The organism is Thiospirochaeta perfilievii (genome assembly GCF_008329945.1).
Taxonomy (GTDB): domain Bacteria; phylum Spirochaetota; class Spirochaetia; order DSM-2461; family DSM-2461; genus Thiospirochaeta; species Thiospirochaeta perfilievii.
In genome coordinates, this window is record NZ_CP035807.1 from 2,932,962 (window position 1) to 2,957,064 (window position 24,103).

At 33.6% G+C, this 24,103-nt stretch carries 21 protein-coding genes; 15 read left to right on the top strand and 6 right to left on the bottom strand.

Features of this window, described 5'->3' with window-relative positions; genetic code table 11:
* Positions 1 to 5 precede the first annotated feature (5 nt).
* Both EW093_RS13545 and EW093_RS13550 read left to right on the top strand, forming a co-directional pair.
* The gene (locus EW093_RS13545) at positions 6 to 788 is read left to right on the top strand and encodes a DUF6675 family protein (RefSeq protein ID WP_149568925.1); all 783 of its coding nucleotides are present in this window, start codon (positions 6 to 8) and stop codon (positions 786 to 788) included.
* Positions 789 to 804: 16 nt separating this feature from the next.
* Positions 805 to 2,025, top strand: a complete 1,221-nt coding sequence (locus tag EW093_RS13550) for a glycosyltransferase (RefSeq protein ID WP_149568926.1) — start codon at positions 805 to 807, stop codon at positions 2,023 to 2,025.
* On the opposite strand, the gene EW093_RS13555 is transcribed toward EW093_RS13550, so the two are convergent.
* Positions 2,014 to 3,306 (bottom strand): hypothetical protein, encoded by a 1,293-nt coding sequence (locus EW093_RS13555; protein ID WP_149568927.1) that lies wholly within the window; start codon positions 3,304 to 3,306, stop codon positions 2,014 to 2,016. The two genes, EW093_RS13550 and EW093_RS13555, sit on opposite strands and share 12 nt — an antisense overlap.
* Before the next feature lie 60 nt (positions 3,307 to 3,366).
* On the opposite strand from EW093_RS13555, the gene EW093_RS13560 reads away from it, so the two are divergent.
* Complete coding sequence (locus EW093_RS13560; protein ID WP_149568928.1) at positions 3,367 to 4,380, top strand: 3-dehydroquinate synthase; 1,014 nt, start codon at positions 3,367 to 3,369, stop codon at positions 4,378 to 4,380.
* Between the two features lie 5 nt (positions 4,381 to 4,385).
* On the opposite strand, the gene EW093_RS13565 is transcribed toward EW093_RS13560, so the two are convergent.
* Positions 4,386 to 6,905, bottom strand: coding sequence for an oligonucleotide/oligosaccharide-binding fold domain-containing protein (locus EW093_RS13565; protein ID WP_149568929.1), 2,520 nt, complete (start codon positions 6,903 to 6,905; stop codon positions 4,386 to 4,388).
* 162 nt (positions 6,906 to 7,067) lie between these two features.
* On the opposite strand from EW093_RS13565, the gene EW093_RS13570 reads away from it, so the two are divergent.
* The gene (locus EW093_RS13570) at positions 7,068 to 8,600 is read left to right on the top strand and encodes a cache domain-containing protein (protein WP_149568930.1); all 1,533 of its coding nucleotides are present in this window, start codon (positions 7,068 to 7,070) and stop codon (positions 8,598 to 8,600) included.
* Between the two features lie 23 nt (positions 8,601 to 8,623).
* Here EW093_RS13570 and EW093_RS13575 read toward each other — a convergent pair whose 3' ends face one another.
* Positions 8,624 to 9,253, bottom strand: a complete 630-nt coding sequence (locus EW093_RS13575; protein ID WP_187759718.1) for a Crp/Fnr family transcriptional regulator — start codon at positions 9,251 to 9,253, stop codon at positions 8,624 to 8,626.
* A 76-nt stretch (positions 9,254 to 9,329) separates the two neighbouring features.
* Here EW093_RS13575 and EW093_RS13580 point away from each other — a divergent pair, with 76 nt between their 5' ends.
* The gene (locus EW093_RS13580; RefSeq protein WP_149568932.1) at positions 9,330 to 10,268 is read left to right on the top strand and encodes a nucleoside hydrolase; all 939 of its coding nucleotides are present in this window, start codon (positions 9,330 to 9,332) and stop codon (positions 10,266 to 10,268) included.
* Positions 10,269 to 10,531: 263 nt separating this feature from the next.
* Entirely contained in the window at positions 10,532 to 11,872 is a 1,341-nt protein-coding gene (locus EW093_RS13585) for a PhoH family protein (protein WP_149568933.1), read from the top strand.
* Between the two features lie 8 nt (positions 11,873 to 11,880).
* Here EW093_RS13585 and EW093_RS13590 read toward each other — a convergent pair whose 3' ends face one another.
* Complete coding sequence (locus EW093_RS13590) at positions 11,881 to 12,237, bottom strand: hypothetical protein (protein WP_149568934.1); 357 nt, start codon at positions 12,235 to 12,237, stop codon at positions 11,881 to 11,883.
* 94 nt (positions 12,238 to 12,331) lie between these two features.
* Here EW093_RS13590 and EW093_RS13595 point away from each other — a divergent pair, with 94 nt between their 5' ends.
* From EW093_RS13595 to EW093_RS13620, 6 genes are all read left to right on the top strand, one after another.
* The gene (locus tag EW093_RS13595; protein WP_149568935.1) at positions 12,332 to 12,553 is read left to right on the top strand and encodes a hypothetical protein; all 222 of its coding nucleotides are present in this window, start codon (positions 12,332 to 12,334) and stop codon (positions 12,551 to 12,553) included.
* Positions 12,554 to 12,687: 134 nt separating this feature from the next.
* Entirely contained in the window at positions 12,688 to 13,107 is a 420-nt protein-coding gene (gene fliS, locus EW093_RS13600; RefSeq protein ID WP_149568936.1) for a flagellar export chaperone FliS, read from the top strand.
* Between the two features lie 369 nt (positions 13,108 to 13,476).
* On the top strand, positions 13,477 to 16,158 hold the full coding sequence (gene polA, locus EW093_RS13605) for a DNA polymerase I (RefSeq protein WP_149568937.1): 2,682 nt from the start codon (positions 13,477 to 13,479) through the stop codon (positions 16,156 to 16,158).
* Complete coding sequence (gene coaE, locus EW093_RS13610; protein WP_149568938.1) at positions 16,158 to 16,724, top strand: dephospho-CoA kinase; 567 nt, start codon at positions 16,158 to 16,160, stop codon at positions 16,722 to 16,724. Before polA ends, coaE begins: the two co-directional genes overlap by 1 nt.
* A gap of 10 nt (positions 16,725 to 16,734) precedes the next feature.
* Positions 16,735 to 17,445, top strand: coding sequence for an SPOR domain-containing protein (locus tag EW093_RS13615; protein WP_149568939.1), 711 nt, complete (start codon positions 16,735 to 16,737; stop codon positions 17,443 to 17,445).
* Between the two features lie 73 nt (positions 17,446 to 17,518).
* The gene (locus tag EW093_RS13620) at positions 17,519 to 18,784 is read left to right on the top strand and encodes a hybrid sensor histidine kinase/response regulator (RefSeq protein ID WP_149568940.1); all 1,266 of its coding nucleotides are present in this window, start codon (positions 17,519 to 17,521) and stop codon (positions 18,782 to 18,784) included.
* Here the strand turns inward: EW093_RS13620 and epsC are convergent.
* Together epsC and EW093_RS13630 are read right to left on the bottom strand one after the other, a co-directional pair.
* Entirely contained in the window at positions 18,771 to 19,655 is an 885-nt protein-coding gene (epsC, locus tag EW093_RS13625; RefSeq protein ID WP_149568941.1) for a serine O-acetyltransferase EpsC, read from the bottom strand. The two genes, EW093_RS13620 and epsC, sit on opposite strands and share 14 nt — an antisense overlap.
* Positions 19,656 to 19,706: 51 nt before the next feature.
* Positions 19,707 to 20,369 (bottom strand): GntR family transcriptional regulator, encoded by a 663-nt coding sequence (locus tag EW093_RS13630; RefSeq protein WP_149568942.1) that lies wholly within the window; start codon positions 20,367 to 20,369, stop codon positions 19,707 to 19,709.
* A 98-nt stretch (positions 20,370 to 20,467) separates the two neighbouring features.
* On the opposite strand from EW093_RS13630, the gene uxuA reads away from it, so the two are divergent.
* Genes uxuA through EW093_RS13645 form a run of 3 tightly spaced genes read left to right on the top strand, consistent with a single transcriptional unit; the run spans position 20,468 to position 24,101 of the window.
* Positions 20,468 to 21,544, top strand: coding sequence for a mannonate dehydratase (gene uxuA / locus EW093_RS13635; RefSeq protein WP_149568943.1), 1,077 nt, complete (start codon positions 20,468 to 20,470; stop codon positions 21,542 to 21,544).
* A gap of 1 nt (position 21,545) precedes the next feature.
* Positions 21,546 to 23,117 (top strand): mannitol dehydrogenase family protein, encoded by a 1,572-nt coding sequence (locus EW093_RS13640; RefSeq protein WP_149568944.1) that lies wholly within the window; start codon positions 21,546 to 21,548, stop codon positions 23,115 to 23,117.
* A gap of 45 nt (positions 23,118 to 23,162) precedes the next feature.
* Positions 23,163 to 24,101 (top strand): KamA family radical SAM protein, encoded by a 939-nt coding sequence (locus EW093_RS13645; RefSeq protein WP_149568945.1) that lies wholly within the window; start codon positions 23,163 to 23,165, stop codon positions 24,099 to 24,101.
* The last annotated feature ends 2 nt before the right edge of the window (positions 24,102 to 24,103 follow it).

Consider the following 24,103-nt stretch of genomic DNA (forward strand, 5'->3'; position numbering starts at 1 on the left):
GAAGAATGAAAAATATTTTTATTACACTACTTTTACTGTTAACATTGGATATATCTGCATTTAATAGTTTAATGCCAGACTTAACAGATGGGCAAAAAGAGCTTTTTAACAAACAATCCTATCTAAAGGAGAGTGATGTTAAGTATAAGGATGGGTTTAGATTAATACCTAAAGATTACCCTCTTAAAAGCGAATTTTTGAAAGAAGTTAATGAGTATAAACCTGAGTTATGTATTGAACTTCTATTTGAGTTTGATAAACCAAATTTTGAAGGTGAAAAGTTAACTAAATTTTTACAAGAGAATATATTGGCAGTTTCAGACCAGGTTGGTATTGAGTACTTCTCTTTTAATAGAAATAAAATGTACCCTCTAATAGAAAAGTCATATATGGTGGAGAGTTATTCAAATAAAAAAGAGAAGATAAGTGATCCTGTAATTAATGAGGTTAAAGAACTAAGGAGATATACCCTTTTTCAAAAGGACTCTACATTTGGTAGTAATTACTACTCATTAATAAGTAGAACTAAGAAGGGTATTATATGGAATCAAATGGATAATATTACAGACCTGTCTGTCTTTAAAATTTTTAAGGCGTTGGATGAGGGAAGTCTACGTGTTGATTATATGATAATCCCTAATCAAGATAAACTACTTCTTTACTCTGTTGTGCAGATTAAAGATCCTCCAAAGGTAGAGAATGTTCTTGGTAGAAAAGTTAATATACCTGATTCTGTTAGAAAAAGGATACAAGCCATTATTGAGTGGTATATAAAAAAAATTACCTAAAAGGAATTAATAAAAGATGAAGATTGCGATTTTTACTGATACATTTTACCCACAAATTAACGGGGTTGTAACATCATTAACAGATCTAGCAAAGGGAATGACCGATAGAGGTCATAAGGTTTTTATTGTAGCACCAGAGGATAAGGGTGATTATACAGAGTTCCAGTATAAGGATATTGAGGTTCTAAGACTTCCTGCTATTAATGCTTCTTTTTATGAGGGTTTTAAATGGTCTGCTATAATGCATAAACCATCTTTTAAAAAGTTAAAGGAAGAGGATATTGATATTGTACATTTTATGACTCCTATAACAGTATCCGTTTTTGGTATTTTAGTTGCAAAGTTATTAAAAAAACCAATGATTGGTACATATCATACTTTTATTAGTGAGTTAAGTTATATAAGGCAGTTTTTTCCCCACGCTGGTCCTGCAACTCAAAAATTTGCATGGCAATATAGTAACGCCTTTTACAATAGAGCCCACCTAATTACAACACCTTCGGATTTTACAACTAATGAATTAATTAAAAACGGATGCAGACAGAGGGTCATTACTGTATCTAATGGTATTAACCTTTCCTGCTTTGATAATAGTAAAAAAGATGAGATTAAGGCTAAATATAATCCTAATGGTCATATCGTTCTATATGTTGGTAGAGTCTCTATCGAGAAGAATATGATGATTCTATTAGAGTCATATAAAGAGGTTTGTAAAACAGATAAAACAACAAAGTTCTTAATTGTTGGAAATGGCCCATTTTTTCTAGAGAGTAAGGCCTTTGTTAAAGAGGCAAATCTAGAGGATCGAATTATCTTCCTTGGTTCAATACCTAATAATGAGTTAAAAGTCTCTGGTCTTTTTGGTGCATCCCGTCTATTTGTTACAGCATCTAAAACCGAGAACCAGCCTGTAACTGTTCTTGAGGCCAAGGCAAATGGGATTCCATGTATTGGTCCAGACTCTATGGGTATGCCAGGAGTTATAGAGGATAATTATAGTGGTTTTATTGTACCAAAGGATGACTCCAAGGCTATGGCAGAGGTTATTATTAAAATTCTATCAGACGATAGTTTATATGAACAGTTCTCTAAAAACTGTTTAGAATCTGTTAAAACCCATGAACTAGGATTTATATTAGATGAGTGGGAAGAGAGATATAAACATCTAATAGAAAACCCAGTTCGTTTAAAAAAACATAAAAGTTTTAAAAGGGCTAAAGCTAGTTTAAAAGAATAAGCTACTAGTAATATCTATCTCTAAATCTTCCTTCCAGTCAAATGTACCTGAGTCGAAGTCTGAAAGATTTAGGGATATAGAGCCCCTAGCTACAAGGGATTTTAACTTATCCACATAGAGTATAAAGTCTGCTCCTGTACCAATTTTTGGTTTTAGGTAGTCTGTAATACCAAAATCCAGGTGGGGACTAAATATAGCCTCTGCAATATTTTCCAACTTTATAACCCTAATAAAAACGTTGTTATTAGAAAAGATTCCAAATGTACCGTATAAGTCTCCACTAGGGACACCTCTTACATTTCCTCCTAATCCTAATAACTCACTATTAACCGATATAGTGCTTATTAGTTTAGAACCAATTGATATTGGTAGGTCTCCAAAGGTTTTAAAATAGGATCCACTTAAAGAGAACTCTGTAGTTGGTTTTATCTCTTTAGTATGTGTCTGTACAAGGGATATTGAGTTACTAATTCCATAGCTGTAACCGTCCCTAAAGTTCCCTATCCAGTTTACACTGCTTTTCCCTAGGCCATGGCTATATGATAGTGATAATGGAACTTTATACTCATTAATTATAGCGTCACTTGTTATACTGTTTACAGGTTTATGATCGTACTCTGCTATAATAGAGATTTTAGGGGAGTAGTTATACCCCTTAATAAAGTTAAATGTTGAGCTAAGGCTTAATTTAGACTTTAAATAACTCCACTCATAGTCATCCTTGTTACTCCTTTCTAGGGTTTGGTTGTAGGATATATTATAAAATCTATCTAAAATAAGTATCTTATCCACCGATAAACTTGTATCCCAGGTTAGAACCTCTAACTCATTAGTTTCACTATTAAGACCAATATTTACGCCACCTTGAATAAGTGTATTTGTTAAGGTTCCTAAACTATTGTACCAATAGAGTTTCATTGCAACTCTACCACCGGTTTCAGAGTTATACTTAGGGTATCCAAAGGGTATTATACCCCATGCTTCATCTAGATATATACTAATGGTAACGCTATTACCTATTAAACTGTATGTTACATCTGAATCTTCAAATATTCTTAAGTTATCAAGGCTCTGCTTTAATGTTGCAACGTAAATTTCAATCTCTTCTATGGAATTAAAGGTTATATCCTTTGTTATTCCAAGTCTCTTTTCTAAAAAGTATGGTTTAGTAGAACCCTTTATATCATATTTTATATCAGAAATATTATATGATACATTCTCTGCTACTAAAAATGTTATTCCATACAAAAATGTAAGTAAAATAAGTAGTAATTTCTTCATGGAAATAATATATCATATAAACTACTTTAGTCATATATTAATTCTTGATATGATAAATATATGAGTAGTTATGAATTTAATTTTGGACAGTTTAAAACAGCAGTAGGTTTTTACGAACTAGAAAACCTTATACCTGATAGTGGATCACTTTTTATCGCAGATGAAAATACATCCTATTTAATCCCTAAAAAATACTTAGATCGTTGTGTAATTCTACCCCCAGGGGAGGAGTTTAAATCCTGGGAGAGCATAGATAAAATACTTACTAAGGCAGTTGATTTAGAACTAGCTAGGGACGCTAACTTTGTAGGTGTAGGTGGTGGTGTAATATGTGATATGACAGCTTTTGCTGCATCTCTATTTATGCGAGGTTGTTCTGTAACCCTTATTCCCACAACCCTTTTATCCATGGCCGATGCAGCCCTTGGTGGTAAAACTGGAGTTGATTTTAAGGGGTATAAAAATTTAGTTGGTAGTTTTTATCCAGCTAAGGAGTTAAGGATTGCAGTAGACAGTTTAAAAACCCTAAGTAAAAGGGAGTTTTTATCCGGTCTTGCAGAGGTAATTAAGTCTGCTATGATTGGGGATGTAGAACTTTTAGAGTATATAGAAAATAGTAGAGATGATATTTTGGATTTAAAGAAAGAGTCCTTAAACTATATAATTAATAGCTGTATTAAGGTTAAGGGGAGAATTGTAGAGGAAGATCTATATGAGAAATCAGTTAGAGCAAACCTTAATTTAGGGCATACATTTGGTCACGCCCTAGAGAGTGTTACCGGTTTTTCAACATTTAGTCATGGAGAGGGTGTCGTTTGGGGTATAACTAAGGCCATGGATACTTCCCTGGAACTAGGTATTGTTTCTAAGGATTATCATAGTAGGATTCTCAGTTTATTAAAAAGTTATAACTATAGGTTAGAAGCGGATGTTAAAGCTACAGATATTATAGATGCAATGAAACTTGATAAAAAGAAAAAGGGTGGAGTTGTTAAATTTATACTTCAAACAGCCCCGGGAGAGACTCTAATTAGAGAAGTTCCCGAGGATGTTCTATATAGTGTTCTTAAATAGTCTAACTACAGATAAAAAGAGTCTAACTTACTATAAACCCTATTTATAATACTCCAACTATCAGGTTTTACCTGGTTTTTGGAGCTATTAGCCAATGCCGAAATTGCTTCGGTACTCTGGTTTAATGCTGTGTTAAATCTCTTAGTAGACTTAAACCAGTATGTTCCATTGTTATCCGTATTTAGGCTTAAAAAGCCTAACTCGTTTTTACTCTTTTTCTTTTTACTAACAGGAGTTAGATTCATAACATATTTAAGGGATGGTATTAATAACTTCTCAACATCCTCCAGGCTATTTATATGAAAAGTCTCAGATGGAAAATCCATTATTATCTCAGACTCAGGGTTTATTAGTTTTACAGCTTTAAATATTTTATTAACCTTTGCCTCTTTTAGAATTACAAAGTTTTTGAACTTTAACTCACCTCTTAAGTTACCAAGGGATGGAATCTCTTCCCATTTTATACTCTCTACTGCAGGTTTTATATCAAACCAGTTAAACTCCACATACTTATTACCTCTAAACTGTTTTATCGGGAATGTATACTCACCTAAATAGATCTGATTAGTAGTATCTTTCTTAGTTTTATGTGTCTCTCTCTCCCGTTCCCTTTTATTATTAGAGCCCTTCATTATTCCACCAGTAATTAAGTCCAGGTATAAATCCTGGGATATATCCTTAATCCACTGTTTTTTTAAGGGGCTTACACTTCTTGCATACATTCTGCTTGTTTTTACAATTTCTCCTGCTACAATAAAGTCTGGTTTCTCCCTAAAAAGAACGGATCCTGGGTGTATAATTACCTTGTCAGTTGTTGGAGTTCGGTAGATACCTCTACCGGTTTTTGCTCCTATAAACTGTATTAAACCAGCACTTAAACTAATAATATACTCTTTAAAACTAAAGGGTGCATCTAGGGATATTGGTATGCCCATTTCGCTAATAATCGAGCTTAACTGCTCGTGGATATTAACAATTTCGAACATTATCTTCTCATCTAAATAGAATCTTTTACAAAACTTATCCTTTTTTACAGCTTGGTTAAACATTTTAAAAAGTTTTAGATAGGCCGAGAAGTCTCCATTTTCATCTCCAAAGGATGCATGGGCTTCCCTGGCATCTATTTCCTCCCCTGGAGGTAGGGCGTAGGGGCTTCTTGTACTAATAAAACTTGTTGCAATAATTACTTCGTTTAATACATTAGGGTACCTTAAAATTGATTCTACTATCATTCTAGAGTGTCTAGGTAGTAGGGGAAACTGTACCATCATCTCTCCTATACTACTTAGAGAGTTATCACTATTTAATGCTCCAAACTGTTGTAGGGTTTTTACAGCCCCTGTTATACCCTGTTTCCCAGGGGATGATAAAAAGTCAAAGGAGTGGAAATCCCTAATTCCTATCTCTGACATTCTTAAAACAACTTCGGATAGGTCAGTTCTAAAAATCTCTTCTGGTGTATATTTATCCTTTAGTTCATAATCTTTTTTTGAGTAAAATCTATAACAGGTTCCAGGGGCAGTTCTTCCTGCCCTTCCTTTTCTTTGGTCTGCCGAAGCCTTTGATATAGAGTTTTCTATTAAGGACGATGTAAATGTATGGGGGTTGTAGTAATTTAGTTTACTTAAACCAGAGTCTAATACACAGGTAATACCATCAATTGTTACAGATGTTTCTGCAATATTAGTTGATACTACAACCTTTGTTTTAAACAGGGGAGTTTTAACAAAAATCTTCTCCTGCTCTTCCTTACTTAATCTACCATATAGGGGGATTACTAATAGTTTTTTATTAACAATTGAACTCTCAAGGGCTGTTACAGTATCTTTAATAAGTTTTTCCCCGGATAGAAAGATTAAAAAATCTCCATCTCCCTTCTCTTTGTTAATAACATTACGCTCTACTGTCTCTGTTATAGCCCTTATTAGCTCATCTGTATTGTCACTTTTTAGTGGGTGATACATTAGATTTACAGGGTAGGGTTTAGTCTCTATAGAGATTATAGGTGCATTAAAAAAGTAATCAGAAAAACTCTGGGTATTTAAAGTTGCTGATGAAATTATAACTTTAAAATCGGCTCTTTGCCTTAAAATACTCTTTAGTAGACCAAGTACAAAATCAATATTTAGACTTCGTTCATGGGCCTCATCTACAATAATTACACTGTAAGCAGATAAAAGTGGGTCATTTTTTACTTCCTGGAGAAGTATTCCATCTGTCATTATTTTAAGTGCAGTTGTCGGGACTGTTTGGTCGTCAAACCTCATTTTATACCCAACATAACCCGGGATTGTTGTTTTTAGCTGTTTAGCCATATACTCTGAAACAGAGAGTGTTGCTATTCTTCTTGGTTGTGTAATACCAATAACACCGCTTGTTGTATAACCAGCCTCGTTTAATATAAGTGGTAGCTGGGTTGTTTTTCCAGATCCTGTAGGACTCTCTACAATTACAACCTGATTATTTTTAACTGCTTCTAGTATTCTCTCTTTCTCTTTATATACGGGCAATTCTTTTGGATTCATATTATAAGTTTAACACAAAAATGAATCTTTGTCTTTTATCATATTTATATGATCTAATTCTAATTTTAAGACCTTTCTGTTGCAAACTCTTAATTTTGGACAAAGGTTATTAAATAACTTATTATTATAATTATGGATTCTTTAGTGTAAGGTTGGTTACAGATGAAAAAACTTAAAATTGATATAAAACATTTATTATTGTATATACCTTTGCGTTGGTTATTAGTTACACCACTTGTTATTCTATTTATAATTTCCAGTATTAGTATTTTTACTCTTTTTACTGGTGCCTCAAATGATTCTACTAAAGAGAGTGTAAGCCTACTTATGAACCGAATCCAATACGAGTTAAAGTTGGAGTTAGATACCTACCTTGAAGAAGCTTTACATATAAACCGTACAAATAGCCGTTATTTAGAGCTTAATATTGTTGATCCTTATATTCCGGAAGTTCGAGAACCATTTTTCTCTTCAATACTTGATATTTGGGATAGCCCAGTTATGTCTTTTTTTGGGGATCCAAAGGGAGAGTTCTATGGTGCTCGTCGAAACATAGATGGGCTTATAGAAGTAGTCGAAAATAATCAGGATACCAATGGAGCCTCACATTATTTTTCAATCAACGATAGTGGTCGTGCTGAAAAAGTTGCAGCTGAGTATCCTGGATTTGACTGTCGAACCAGACCATGGTATAAAGCAGCCCTTGAGAACAAAACAGCGGTTTTTAGCCCTATTTATAAACACTTTGTTTTCAATGATCTTGCAATAACAGCAAGTCTTCCGATGTACAGGGAAGATGGGGAGATTATAGGTGTTTTTGGTGTAGACTTTTTACTTAATAGAATAAACACATTTTTGAAGGAAAACCGGATAATAGACAATATGGTGATATTTATTGTCGAAAATGATACTGGTCATTTAATAGCAAATTCTGAAAATGTAGCCAACTTTATATCAGAAGATAATAACAAGCTAAGAAGACTCAGACCAGATGAGAGTGGACACACCCAGCTAAAACAAATTTACCTCTCTTTAATGTCAGTAGGAGATAATACTACTGTTCGTAGGGATAGCAACCTTATAGGACACACTAGTTATAAAAAGGAGAACCTTAAGTGGGACTTATACATTTCTATTCCTGAGGAAACTTTCCTCTCTGTTTTTAAACGTATAAGTATAATTTCGATCTTTTATATAATTTTGTTCATTATTTTAACTATTATTATGGCTCTATATCTCTCTAAAACTATTACAGGGCCTATAAGCAATTTATCACTAACAGCAGAATATTTCTCTAATAACCATTTAGACATTCGGGTTCCAATTAAAGGTAATAATGAAGTAACTCGTCTATCTATTTCATTCAATACCATGGCAGAGGAGTTACAGGATTTTTTTGAAAACCTGGAAAAGAAGGTTTCAGAGCGGACAATAGAGCTAACTGACAAAGTACAAATTATTGAAGATAAAAATAGGGATCTAAGATTAGCCCTCGAAAAGATAAATACTTTAGAAGGTATTATTCCTATCTGTTCATACTGTAAAAATATCCGTAACGACGAAGGTTATTGGAAGAGAGTAGAGGAGTATTTCTCTGATGTTACAGAAGCGCAATTCTCCCATAGTCTTTGCCCTGATTGTGTTAAGAAATACTATCCTGATATAGCAAATAAAATTTTAAAAGAAGAAGAATAGGTTACAAGTTTTATTAATAATTATTAAAACTGTTCTACTATTTGTTTTATATCTTCAATTTTATTGATTGTAAAATGTTTATTATCATATTCTAATATCCCTTCTTTTTGACAATCATTTATTATTCTATTTAAACTTCGAATTGGTGTTGCTGTCTCGTTACATAACATTTTTTTTGTTACTGTATTAAGGGACCCTAACTTATAGTGGTAGTATAAACTGCTTAAAACCCTTTCTTTTATAGTCATAAGTGTTAGTTTTAACCTGATCTTTGATGTCTCAGCCAGCCTTTTAGTCAACTCTTCAATAATTAAGATTCCAAGTTCTGGTTCAATACGAATCCATTCTTTAAGTTTAACACCACTTAATTGGTATATTTTACAGTTAGTTTTAGCTTTGACTGTTAATGTTTTATAATCATTATTAAAAATTTCCATCTCCCCAAAATATGTAAAAGGCCCATATTCTCGAATGTTTACAATAGAGCCGTTATATCCCTGTTTATATATTTCTACTCTCCCTTGTAAAATAATATATAGTATATCGTTTTTCATATTTGGATCTAATATAAATACATCTTCCTTATAGTTTTTTTCAACGAAATGATTTGAAATAATATTTGGTGTTCTGTTAAATAATTCTTTAAAATCCATAAAAATCTCCTTTCGGGTCATTTGACCTATATGAACCATACTATAATACCCTATTATATTACTTAAGGAGAATGTTATGAGAAAATTTATTATAGATACTGATACTGGAAGTGATGATGCAATTGCACTAATTATGGCATTAAAAAGTAAAGAAATAAATATAGAAGCAATTACTACAGTATGCGGAAATATTACATTAGAGCAAGCAACATTAAATGCTTTAATGACAATAGAAGTAACAGATACTGTCAAACCACCAGTATTTTCTGGTTCAAGTAAACCATTAAAACGGAAATTGGAAACAGCTGAAGGTGTTCATGGACAAGATGGTATGGGGGGCAAGGGATTAATACATCCAACCCTGAAAAAAACAGGTAGTAATGCAGTAGAGAAAATATTATCAATAGTAGAAGAAAACCCAGGAGAGATAGAGATAATTACAATTGGACCAGTAACTAATCTTGCTCAAGCTATATTAGAAGCACCAGAAACAATGAAAAAAGTTAAGCATATTTATTCTATGGCTACAGGTGGGTTTGGTCCTGGAAATGTCACTCCAGTTGCAGAATTTAATGTTTATGTCGATGCAGAAGCATTTGATATAATGCTAAGATCTGATATTCCAATAACTATAGCTGGTTTTGATATCTGTATTGGGGATGCTGCATTTAATGAGGATGAAATAAACTTCTTGCGTAGTTCAGAAAGTAGTCTAGCTCGATTTGCAATGGATATAAATAGCCAAAAGATTGAGTGGAATATAAAGACATATAACCGTTACGCTGTAAATTTACCTGACCCTGTTGCTATGGCGGTTGCTCTATGGGACGATATTGTTATCGAAAAGGTAGAAGCTCATTGTCACACTTGTATAAAAGAAGAAGCGGCATATGGGCAGGTAATTGTAGATACAGGAAAGTTTGGTAATAAAACAGAAGATTTTAATGCTGTTGTTATTAAATCAATAGATGCGGATTTGTATAAAAAACGTCTGATTAAATTATTAGTAGATTAATATATTTTTTTAATTTTATCATGAAAATAAATAGAGAACTGTCGGTAATGGTTATTGGTAAAGCTATATGAAAATGGAGTAAAAACTAAATATTAGGATTATTTAAATTTATGTATTATAGTTTAAGTAGAGAGGTACTTGAAATGGATACTGAAAAGAAAATCTTTAAATACGATATGAACTCTCAAGAAGTATTATATTAGGTAGCAAAGTATATTCAGCACCATTTTATTTGTCTATAAATCATATTAAAGGAGCTTGCCATGGGTGATATTGATAAAAATGGAAGAAATGCAAAAATTAACAAAGATACTAAAACGTTCGTTATTGATACCAACGTTTTAATTCATCGTCCTGATGCCATATTTTCTTTTAAAAATAGTAAGGTTGTTATTCCTATTGAGGTATTTGAGGAGTTAGACAAACTTAAATCAGAGCACCACTCTGGTAGGGGTAAAAGTGCAAGAACAGCAGTTAGATTAATAGATGGAATTATTAGTAAAAGGGATGTTTCTAAGGGTGTAAAAATGCCTAGTGGAGGACTTCTAGTAATCCCCATTCTAGAGGATTTTAAGGAGTTTCACGGTCTTGTAAAGGGCAAAAAGGATAATCATATACTTTTAACAGCCCTTGCATTAAAACAACAGGGGGATTTAGTATTTTTTGTCTCAAAGGATATAAATGCTAGAATTAAAGCTGAAGCCCTTGGCATTAGAGCTGTTGATTATGAGAAACATAAGGTTAGTACAAACGACCAGTATAAGGGGTATGTTGAACTTGAGGTTTCCGAGGATAAGTGTAAAGAGTTAGAGGAGATGAAGTCTGTAGAACTTGAGGGTAACTTCTATGACAATCAATACTGTTTTTTAACAAACTCATCATCATCTACTATATATATAGGTCGATACGACAAGGAAGCTGAGTGTTTTAGGCATATACCATCTAATTTAGAACCTGTAACAGGTATAAGCGCTTTAAATACCGAGCAGAGGATAGCTTTTGATGCACTTCTTAACCCAAATATCAATCTTGTAACCCTAGTAGGGGCAGCTGGAACAGGAAAGACTCTTTTGGCCATAGCTTCTGGATTGCATATGGTTACCTTTGAAAAACAGTACTCCAGGGTTTTAGTTAGCAGGCCTATTGTTCCGATGGGTAATGATATTGGTTTTTTACCAGGGGAGAAGTCCCAAAAAATGTCCCCTTGGATGCAACCTATTTTTGATAATCTGGAGTTTATTATCGAGAGGTCTAATAAACAGAATGTTAAGAGTGTGGATCAGCTAATTAATAATAAGATATTGGAGATTGAGGCTTTAACCTATATTAGAGGTAGAAGTTTGCCAAAGCAGTATATAGTTGTTGATGAGGCACAAAATTTAACAACCCATGAAATTAAAACTATTGTTAGTAGAGCAGGTGAGGATACAAAGGTTATATTAACTGGAGACCCATACCAGATAGATAACCCATACTTAGATTCGGAATCAAACGGATTAATAACCCTGGTTGAGGCTTTTAAAGAGGAGAAAATATCTGCCCATGTAACATTAACAAAAACAGAGAGAAGTTCCTTAGCTGAGTTAGCTACACAACTTCTTTAATATACTAATTATTCCAGGGTCTCTTTTAAATCTGATAATAGAGTATCAGCATCAAAGGGGCCCATATATTTTATCTTCTTATTTACAGTTAATATAGGAAATGAAAAACTCATGTTTATTAGGGTTTTTACATCCTGATACTCTGATAGATCTTCCTTATATATATCTTTAAACTCTACACTTACCTTATGTTGTAGGGAGGCTTTAATTACAGAATCTTGAAGCTGTTTTGTTAGTTCTCTACATGTTATCTGGGGTATGTTAACAGTGCACTTGTGATCTCCATTATCATCACACCCGCTACACGATGAACAACTACTTGTAATTGGGGACTCTTCTTCACCAAATAATATAATTTCATTCATTCCTCTATTTTGCACATTTAGAAATATAATGTAAATATTAATTAAAGTTTATTATTGTTTTGCATTCCTCTAATATGGTTATTATAATAAAGATATGAGAGATATAGAAAAGTGTGTAATTTGCAATAACGAGATCACAAATACTATGGTATTATGTCCAAACTGTGGGAACGTTATAAACAGAGCAGATTACAGTGAAAATAGGGTAAAGTATAATTACACCCTAGATAAAAATATAGAATCCCTAGAAAAAATTGATATGGCATTATGCCATTTAGAAGAGGAGTTAGATGCCTTTTTGTGTAAAAAAAGATAGACAATCTTCAAATATCTAACACAAAAAACTTTCAAACTATTAAGTTTAATGATAGTGTATCTTTTATTACATGATAAGTTAAAGAGATAGAGCCAGTTTGTCGATAATGACTATAATAACTTTAAGGAGGTCCTATGAGGCGAGGGGCATTAAACTCATATAAAGAGACTAAGGTAACTACTGCAACACAGAGTAAGTTAATTATAATGTTATATGATGAGGTTATAAAACAGATTACTATTGGTGTTGAAGCAGTAAAAACCAAAAAAGCAAAGGATGTTTCACACAACGCTTTTGTAAAATCCCAGGATTGTATATCGGAGCTTATGGTCTCCCTGGATCTTGAGAAGGGTGGTGATATAGCCCAAAACTTATTTAGCCTGTATAACTATTTTAATAGGGAGTTATTGGAAGCTAATACTAGTGGGAAAATAGAAAAAGCACTTGATGTACAGAGTATGATGAAAGAGTTAAGATCGTCTTGGGTCTCTATCTCTGGTACCACTGAACATGAAACAACTCCGGATAGAGTAGGAATAAATATCGCTGGATAGATTAGAAGTTTTAGAAGAGAGGGTTTTTAAATCCATAGAGGAGTATAAAACCCTAATTATTTCCCTTAAAAAATCATTTAAAACAAAAAACACAGATCAGATAACCTTTTTACAGCTAAAAGAGAAGGAACTATTAAAAACCCTAACTAGACGGGTAAAACTCTATAACAGCTATATTAAGGATCAGAAACTACCTCCTGGGGATATAAATAATCGATTAATTGAATTAAACTCATATATAAAAAATATTAGAGACGAGCTAATATTAGATAAAGAGATATTAAAAACAGAAATTTCCAGGGTTAATAAAGTTGTAAGACCCCTTGGGAAAGGACGTGACTATACCGCAGGGAGGATAGATATAACTACATGAGCAACAAGGAACCTTTATATATATTAGATGGATACGCTATTATCTTTAGATCATATTATGCATTTATAAATAGACCATTAAAAAATAGCCAGGGTAACAATATAAGTGCTATTTTTGGATTTTATAGAACACTTTTTAATTTTTTTAAGACCTATAAACCAAAGAATTTTATTGTAGCCCTAGATAGTAAGGGCCCAACCTTTAGAAGTGATATATTCCCGGAGTATAAGGCAAATAGATCCCCTGCTCCAGAGGACTTAATAGCCCAATTTCCTATAATAATAAACATATTAGAGGAGCTTAATATCCCCTCTGTAGGGTTAGTTGGTTATGAGGCCGATGATATTATAGGAACCCTTGCATCCCGGTGCGAAAAAGAGTCTAGGCAGTGTTTTATTATTTCTGGGGATAAGGACTTAATGCAGTTAATATCGGACAATGTAACCCAGTTAATTCCTGATGGTAAAGGAAGTTATACCGTATTTGATAGTAAAAAAGTATTTGAAACAAAGGGAGTACACCCAAATCAAATAATTGACTACCTATCTCTTATGGGGGATTCTGCAGATAATATTCCCGGGGTTAAGGGTATAGGAGAGAAGACCGCAGGTAAACTTTTAGACCAATTTAAAACTCTTGAGAACCTGTATGCTAATATTGAAAATGTTAAAGCTAAGGGGCAAAGAGAGAAGTTAATAAATGGAAAAGAGAGTGCTTTTTTAAGTAAAAAACTTGTTGTATTAGACTTAAATACCCCAATTGACATTGAACCTAAAGACTGTATTCTCCCTGAAATTGATGGGAAGCTAAGCCAGGAGCTATTCGCTGCCCAGGGAATTAATGCCGTATCCCCAGGTGGAACTTCTTCTAATGAGAAACCTAAAGAAGAGGGTAAAAAGGGTAGTTATAAGGTAATTCTGGATAAAGATGAGTTAGATTTAGTTATTAATAAAGCTATTGAGAGTAAAATTGTAGCATTTGATTGTGAGACTGACTCTTTAGATGCTATAAGTGCAAACCCTGTAGGGTTTTCAATATCATTTGTTAAAGAAGAGGCCTACTATATTCCTTTAAAAGCAAAGGGGTGTGAACCACTTGAAGAGGAAGTAGTTAAAGATGCCCTTAAAAAACTGTTTAATAGTGCCCAGATTGTAGGGCAAAATATAAAGTATGACTATAAGGTTTTAGCTAAATGGGGTCTTAATATAAAGAATATTATTTTTGATACAATGGTCGCAGCCTGGATATTAGACTCATCTATTACAAGCTACTCAATGGATAGTTTAGCAAAGAGTAGACTTAATTATACCACAGTAGCATTTAAGGATATTGTTCCAAAAAATGGTGTTTTTAGTGATGTCCATATAGATTTAGCTACAGAGTATGCAGCAGAGGATGCTGATATAACATATAGATTATACCTTGATATGGTAGATGATCTAGATAGGGATGCAACACTTAAAAAATTACTTTATAACATTGAAATACCTCTAATTAATATTTTAGCGAATATGGAGATTGAGGGGGTTTTATTAGATGGGGAGAACCTTAATAACTTCTCAAAAGAGTTAGAGAATAGTATTAAAGAGTGCGAAAAAGAGATTTTTAACATATGTGGAAAAGAGTTTAATATAAGCTCTACTAAGCAGTTACAGGAAGTTCTGTTTGAAGATAGGGGACTTACTCCTATTAAAAAAACAAAGACCGGTTACTCTACAGATACAGCGGTTTTAGAGCAGTTGGCTAAAGAGGATGTTGTTCCAGAAAAAATTATAGAGTACCGTGGTTTATCTAAACTTAAATCAACTTATGCTGATGCCCTACCTAAACTAATAAATAACAGAACAGGAAGGGTTCATACCCACTTTTTACAAACAGGAACAGCTACTGGTCGATTAAGTAGTAAGGATCCTAACCTACAAAATATTCCGGTAAAGGATGATAGGGGAAGACGTATAAGGTCAGCCTTTGTTCCAACGCCAGGTAAAGTATTTTTGTCCGCCGACTATTCACAAATTGAGCTTGTTGTTCTTGCCCACCTTTCTAAAGACCCGGGGTTAGTTAGTGCCTATAATAATGGAAGGGATATTCACACCCAGACTGCGGCAATTATTAACCAGGTAGAATTAGAAGATGTAACACCTGGAATGAGAAGAGTCGCTAAAACTATTAACTTTGGTGTAATGTATGGAATGAGTGCTTTTAGGTTATCTAACGAGTTAGAGATTCCAAGAAAGGCAGCAGCAGATTTTATTAATAGATATTTTACAGAGTTTGCGGGTATTAAAACCTTTATGGATGAGACCCTTCTAGAGGCGGAAGAGCACGGTTATGTATCAACAATTTTAGGTAGAAAAAGGGTTTTACCTGGTATAACAAGTAGTAATAAAATGGTTAAGGCTGGTGCCCAAAGAGCAGCTGTAAACAGTGTTGTTCAAGGTTCCGCAGCCGATATTATGAAGCTTGCTATGTTAGAAATAAACAAGAGAATAAAAGAGGAGTGTCCAAACTCTAAAATGGTTCTACAGGTACACGATGAGTTTATCTTTGAGGCGAACTTAGATGAGGTGGAAATATTAAGATCCCTTGTTAAAGAGTCTATGGAGGGGGCGTATAAGCTAATTGTGCCCCTTACATCCTCAATTGAGACTGGTAATAATTGGGGGGATATTCATTAATGGTTATTGCCCTATCTGGAAAGTGTTGCTCAGGAAAAAACTACATAAGTTCTATTTTTGAGAGTAGGGGATTTAAAATAATAGATGTGGATATTCTTGCAGGAGAGATCTTCTCTAAATTAGATAACCAGATTCTTAAAATTTTTGGAAACACTGTTTTAGTTAATGGAAGAGTAGATAAAAAGAGAGTAGGTGATCTTCTTTTTAAGGATAAGGAAAAAAGAGAGGAACTAGAGGGGATTATTCACCCCTTAGTTTATGATAGAATAATTGAGATAATAGGTGATAAAGGGGACTATATAATAAATATTCCCCTGTTAAAACCAAGTATTTTAGTGGATTATTTAGATTATATAGTATGGATTAAATCTCCACTTTTATTAAGATTATATAGGGCAAAACATAGGGACAACTACACTTTTATTACATTAGTTAGAAGAATATGGGCTCAAAAAAAACTTAGTGTTAAATATTTTATAACTACGGTCGATATTTATTATATATATAATAGTTGGTTTACTAAGGGACTAGATAAACAGGTTAGTTCAATTTTAAACAAGCTTTAAAGAGGTTAGAATGGCAGATAATGTTAAAAAAGATATAAATGATACTAAAATTTCCACAGATACGCTCTTTGTACTACTACTTGTAATTTGCGGGATAGCTGTAATTATCTTAGCCGCCTACCTACTGTACAAACCCCACCAGGGAAGTAATGATGTTGTAATTAGGGATATAATTGTCTCCGGTGCAATTCCAAATGAGAGTGAAAGTGTTCAAAGTGTAGAGGACTCTTTAAAAAATAGTTATTTAGTGGAGCCTACATTAGATGAGGAAAAGAAAGAAGAGCCTAAATTAGAAGAGAGTATAGAAGATGAGACTCTAATAACTAAAAAAGACCAAGACCTTCCGGTAATTAAGGATAAACCAATCTTCAAAAAATCAACTACAACCCCTGTATTAAAACAGACTGTAACTAAAACTACAGTTGTTAAACCTAAAAAGGTTCAACAAAAATTAGTTACAATTAAGGCTTATTGGATACAGGTTGGCTCCTTCTCTTCCAGTGCCCAGGCTAATAAAAGTGTAGACCTTCTTAAATCCAAGGGACTATCTTCCAGGGTTGTATTAAAAAGTGTTAACGGAAAGAGTGTTTATAGAGTTAGAATAGGCGCCTACGAAAGTAAGGATGAAGCTGATAAATTTTTAAGTGAAGTTCAAAAAATTGATGGCTATTCTGGAAGTTATGTATCGGAATCTACAACACAAAAATATATAGATATATAAAAAATCAAACAAACTCTTGCAGTTTAATGATTTTATATTAGAATTAGAGGTATTAAATAATATAAGAGATGCAATGATAGATTTAGATAATACCTTAATGTTCAAGACACTTTTTAAGTTATTGGACCATGATACTCGAAATACCTTTGTTAAGCTAAACGCACTAGTTTCGGATTTAGACGAATCTCCTGTAAAGGATATGATTACTGACTCTGTTCAAGAGCTATACGATATAATAGCCTCTTCTTCCGGTTTTATTGATGGTAAGAAGAGAATTATGTCCATGTATGATATAATATCCCAGTTATCCCTAACATCGGATAAAATCGCGTTGTCCCATCACCATAGGGTAAAACTTACTACAGATCCAAAAATATATCTGTTTGTAGAGGTTTCAGAACTCTTTAACCACGCTATTTTAAATATAATAGAGAATGCATTAAAGTACTCCCCAACTGATACTGTTGTAGAAGTTGATATAAAACGGGAAGAGAACTATGTTACTGTATATGTTAAGGATTCAGGTATAGGTATAGATAAAGGTGAGTTAGAAGCTATCTTTAATCAGGGTTATAGGGCCTCTAATGCTAAGAGTTTTGAAGGTACCGGAACTGGGCTTTGGATTACTAAGAATATTATTCAGAGGGATTCTGGTACTATAGAAGTTTATCAAAATGATGATAAAGGAACTATTTTTAAAGTGATGGTCCCAATATTTTTTACAAATAGCCTTGAAGAGTCTATGGATATTGTAATATTTAACTATGTTGAGGATAACGATGAGTTAGATAAGAGTTTAAGCAGTGTCAAAACACTAATAGATATGCATAATCCACCACCCCAGTACCACTATGACTCCCTTGTGTTTGCAAACTTACTAAACTATCTAAGAAAAGAGAAAAGAAATAAGACTGAGTCCCACTTTAAAGAGAAGTTATTAGAGATCAAATCAAAAAACCCTAATGGTAAAACAGTATTAATTGTAGATGATTCTACCTATGTTCACTACTATTTAGGTTCATTCTTTTCCAAACTCGGTTATAGGGTTTTAGATTTTGCATATAATGGACAGGAGGGTTTTAACCTATATGAAACATATAACCCAGATATTGTAACTTTAGATATTACTATGCCTGTAATGTCTGGTTTAGAAGCTAGTGAGAAGATTTTAGAGTTTGACCCAAAGGCAAAATTACTCTTTTTATCCGGGTTAGGTGGTCATGGGGGGCTTCATGCTACTATTAACAATAAGTTAAAGGGTAGACCCTATGGAATTTTAACAAAACCCTTTAAATTGGAAGATTTAAAAGACGCTTTAACTACTTTTAACCAACTATAGTGTAGTCTATAGGTTTATTATATATTTTAGAGTCCTCTGGAACAGACTTAACTATCCATACATTACCACCTATAGTTGAGTTTTTTCCAACTACAGTCTCCCCTCCTAATATTGTAGCTCCAGCATAAATAGTAACTCCATCCTCTATTGTTGGGTGTCTCTTTATATTCGCTTCCTCTTTTTTAACACTAAGTGCACCAAGGGTAACTCCCTGGTATATTTTTACACTCTTACCTATAACAGTGGTCTCACCAATTACTACCCCTGTACCGTGGTCAATAAAAAAAGATTCACCAATTGTAGCACCAGGGTGAATATCTATTCCTGTTGTTTCATGGGCGTATTCTCCCATCATTCTAGGTATTAATGGGATCTTCATTAAGTAGAACTCATGGGCAATCCTATGGATCATTACAGCCTTTAAGCCAGGGTATGATAGTATAACCTCTTCCATTGATGCTGCAGCCGGGTCTCCTGCTAAGGCTGCCTCCGCATCTAGAAGCAGTTTAGAACGTATTTTAGTCAACCTTGAAAGTAGTTCTAAGGTATGGTCAAGGGATGATGATAGACAACCTTCACAGTTACAAGAGTCCGAGGAAACTAACTTTTTACATGAAGCCTTTTTAGTTTCACTGTAGAGTTTTTTAAAAAGTCTGTTTAACTTTTCACTAGTTCTATAGGATAAAATTGATTGATCAATAACTTCATCTGCTTGGAACCCTGGAAACATTAGGGACTCTATAATCATTAATATCTTTTTAATACTCTCGCGGGAGGGTAGGGATGGCCCATCAATATGGTTTACACCTCCACCTAAGCTATATGATTTTAGTAACTCTTTTTTTATTTTATCTAATTTATCATCATCCATAAAAGTAATTTAAGTTTTCCTATGTAAAAAGTCTACCTATTGTGCTTTATTTTATAGATTATCACTTATATATTCAGCAAAGTGTTCTTTGAAGTAGTTGGACTTAACATCATTTTTAATATGTTTATTTATAAACTCTTCAATTTCAGTTTTATCCCCATTTATTAGTGCTTTTGTAATTTCTTTATGGTCACTATACAGTTTATTTAATTTCTCCTTCTCTAACATATGGAGTCTTCTATATCTTATATAATGGACATTTAACTTCTGAATTAAATTCCAAAGAAACTCTCTCTTTGCAGCTATAAAAAGATTTTTATGAAAAAGATCATCATACTTTAGAAATTTATTAAAGTAGTTCTCTTCTCCAATTACTCTATGTTGTTCCTTAAGAAGCTTTTCAAGCTCTATTATAGTCTCCTTGGACAGGTTTCCACATAGGTCTGTTAATATCTGTTTCTCTAGGGTAGACCTTAAGTAGATTATCTGTTCTACAGACTTAAGGTCTATATAGGATACTCTAGTTGCCCGTTGAGGGGAGATAACAATGTAATCATCAGCTGATAACTGTTTAAGAATATCCCTTACCGGGGTTCTTGATATGCTGTATCTTGCTGTTAATGTAGCTTCACTAAGTGCTGAACCCGGCTTTAGGGTGAGATTAAGTATTTCATCTTTTAATTGGTTTATTATTTGATCCTTTGTTAATGCCATTATTATTTATACACATTAAATATTGAACTTGACAACAGGTAATTTCTAAACTATCGTTAGATATAGTCAAACTTGTATACAAGTTTATAGGAGTTTATATGGAAATGACATGGCGATGGTATGGTGAGAATAATGATTCAATTACACTAGACCATATAAGACAGATACCCGGTGTTACTGGGATAGTTTGGTCCCTGCATGATAAGGCTGCAGGGGATATTTGGGAAATGGATAGAATCCAACAGGTTACCGACCTTATACGGAGTAAGGGATTTACCCCTGATGTAGTTGAAAGTGTAAATGTCCATGATGATATTAAACTTGGACTCCCAACTAGGGATGGATATATAGATACTTACATTGATACAATAGAGAAACTCTCCAAGGTGGGTGTTAAGGTTATTTGTTATAACTTTATGCCAATTTTTGACTGGACAAGAACAGACCTATATAAAGAGCATCCCGATGGTTCTAATGCCCTTTTTTATGAAAAAAATGCTATAGACTTAGATCCAAAGGTTATGGCTAAAAAAATTATTGACGGAGCAGGGGACTTCTCTATGCCGGGTTGGGAACCTGAGAGAATGGCTAAGCTTGATGAACTCTTTAAAGCTTATGAGGGCGTTACAGAGGATATCTTATTTGAAAACCTAAAATACTTTCTAGAGAAGATAATACCTGTATGTGAGAGGTGTGGAGTAAAAATGGCTATCCATCCAGATGATCCTCCTTGGCCTATATTTGGACTTCCTAGAATTATTAGAAGTAGAGACCACATTGCAAGATTTTTAAAACTTGTTGATTCTCCATATAATGGGTTAACACTTTGTACAGGATCTCTAGGTCCAAATCTGTCAAATGATATACCAGCAATAGTTAGGGAGTTTCAAAACAAGATAGCCTTTGCCCATATTAGGAATGTAAAGGTTTTTGATAATGGAGACTTTATTGAGGCCTCCCATAGGGGTAAAGATGGAAATGTGGATGTATATGAAGTTTTAAAAGCATACCATGATAATAACTTTACAGGTTATATTAGACCTGACCATGGAAGACATCTATGGGGAGAAGAGAAAAATTGTAGGCCTGGTTACGGATTATACGACAGAGCCCTAGGGGTTATGTATATGTTAGGGATATGGGACTCTTTAGATAAATTAAAGGAGGGTAAATAGTATGGAATTATCTTTAAACTCTTTAAAAGATAGAGAGGTCTGGGAAAATATAGATATAAAGTTACCAGAGTTTAATATAGATGAAGTAGTTAAAAACACAGAAAATAATCCTAAATGGCTACATTTTGGGGCTGGAAATATATTTAAAGCGTTAATTTGTAACAGGTATCAGGATCTTTTAGATAAAAAACTTGTAGATACAGGTATTATAGCTGTTGAATCCTTTGATTATGAAGTTATTGAAGCTATATATAAGAAGTTTGATAATCTCTCAGTTTTAGTTTTAACCAAGGCTGATGGTAGCCTGGAAAAAAGAGTAGTTGCCTCTGTTACTGATGCTATTACAACTAGAGATTCAAAGCTTAAAGAGATTTTTATTAATCCTGGTTTACAGATTGTAAGTTTTACTATTACAGAGAAGGGTTATGGATTATATAAACCTTCTGGTGAGTATTTAGATATAATAGAAGATGATATAAAGAACGGATTAGAAAATCCTACCCATTTAATGAGTATAATTACTTCTAATCTATATAACAGATATAAAAATGGAGGAGCACCAATAACTGTTTTAAGTATGGATAACTGCTCCCATAATGGGGATAAGCTTAAAAGTGCCGTTTTAACAATTGCAGTTAAGTGGCTTAAAAAATCCTTTGTTGACCAAGGGTTTATTGATTATATTCAAGATCGGTCTAAGGTATCCTTCCCACTATCTATGATTGATAAGATTACACCAAGGCCTTCGGATGTATTCAAACAGGACCTTGAGAAGTCAGGCCTAAAGAGTATGGATATTGTAATTACATCAAAAGGTTCATATATGGCTCCCTTTGTTAATGCCGAAATAAGTGAGTATTTAATAATTGAGGATGATTTTACCAATGGTAGACCAGAATTAGAAGCGGGTGGGATTATTTTTACAACACGAGAGACTGTAAACAGTGTTGAGACTATGAAGGTTACAACCTGTCTTAATCCCCTACACACAGCCCTTGCAGTAACAGGTTGTCTACTAGGGTATACCCTTATTTCTGATGAGATGAAGGACCCGTTACTTAAAAAACTTGTAGAAACAATTGGGTATAATGAGGGATTAAAAGTTGTATTGGATCCAGGAATTATTAATCCTAAAGAGTTTATAGACGAAGTAATATATGAGAGATTTGTTAATCCATATATTCTTGATTCTCCCCAACGAATAGCAACAGATACCTCACAAAAAGTAGCTATTAGGTTTGGAGAGACAATTAAGTCCTATATAAAGAGTGAAACACTTAATGTTTCTGATTTAATTGGTATTCCCTTAGCAATAGCTTCTTGGCTTAAATACTTAACAGGTATAGATGATAGTGGTAAAACTTTTACTCTAAGTCCAGACCCAGAACTTGATGTGTTAAAAGGGAAAATTAAGGATGTATCCGGAGTTAAGTGGATTTTAAGTAACCAGAAGATATTTGGACTGGATCTATATATGGCTGGTTTAGGTGATAAAATTGAGGATATGTACAATGAGATGTGTAGTGGTATTGGTGGGGTTAGAAGGTGTCTTAAAAGATACCTAGATATGTAATTAACATATTCTAAATAAGTTTAAATAGTGGTATTATACTGCTAAATGAAGAGTTTTAGAGTTACAGATTATTATAAATCAATATCAATAAATAAACCCCAACTAGAGAAACAGTTTACTCCGGATATTAGAGAGAAGGATGTATTAAGTTACGAAGTTGGGGATCCTTTAAATGAGGAAGAACACATAGTGGCCCCTAGATTAGTACATAGATACAAAGATCGGGTCCTACTGTTAGTTACAGATAACTGCAGGCTCTACTGTAGACACTGTTTTAGAAGGGATTTTATCGACAGAGGTGATAATGATATTACTGATAAAGAGATAGATGCTGCCTGTTTATATATAAAAAATAACATAGATGTTCATGAGGTTCTAATTAGCGGAGGTGATCCCTTAACCCTTGGTTATAAACGTCTATCCTATCTGTTACATAGTTTAAAATCTGCCAGGGATAATTTAGTTATTAGAATTGGGACAAGGGTTCCAATTGTTGATCCAGACTTTATTGATAATGGGATGTTAGATCTATTTAAGAGTATATCCCCTGTTTGGATGGCACTTCAGGTTAACCACCCGGATGAATTAACACCTAGGGTTAAGGAAGTATTAAATAAGTTAACTTTTTCTGGTGTAACCCTATTAAATCAAGCTGTTCTATTAAAAGGGGTAAATGACAACCTTGAAACCTTAAAGCAGTTGTGTCAAAAGCTTCTGGAGTTTAGGGTTAAACCCTATTATATTTTTCAAGGGGATCTTGCAAAGGGTACTTCCCACTTAAGAGTTCCAATCTCTAAGGGGCTTAAACTTATGGCTTCCTTACGGGATGAAGTATCCGGTATTGCAATGCCTACCTACGCTGTGGATATCCCTGGAGGTGGGGGGAAGATACCTTTAAACCCAGATTTTATAGAGTCTGAGGATGATAACTTTTATTACTTAAAAAATAGTGCCGGTTTTATAGGTAAATACCCAAAGGAGTAGAT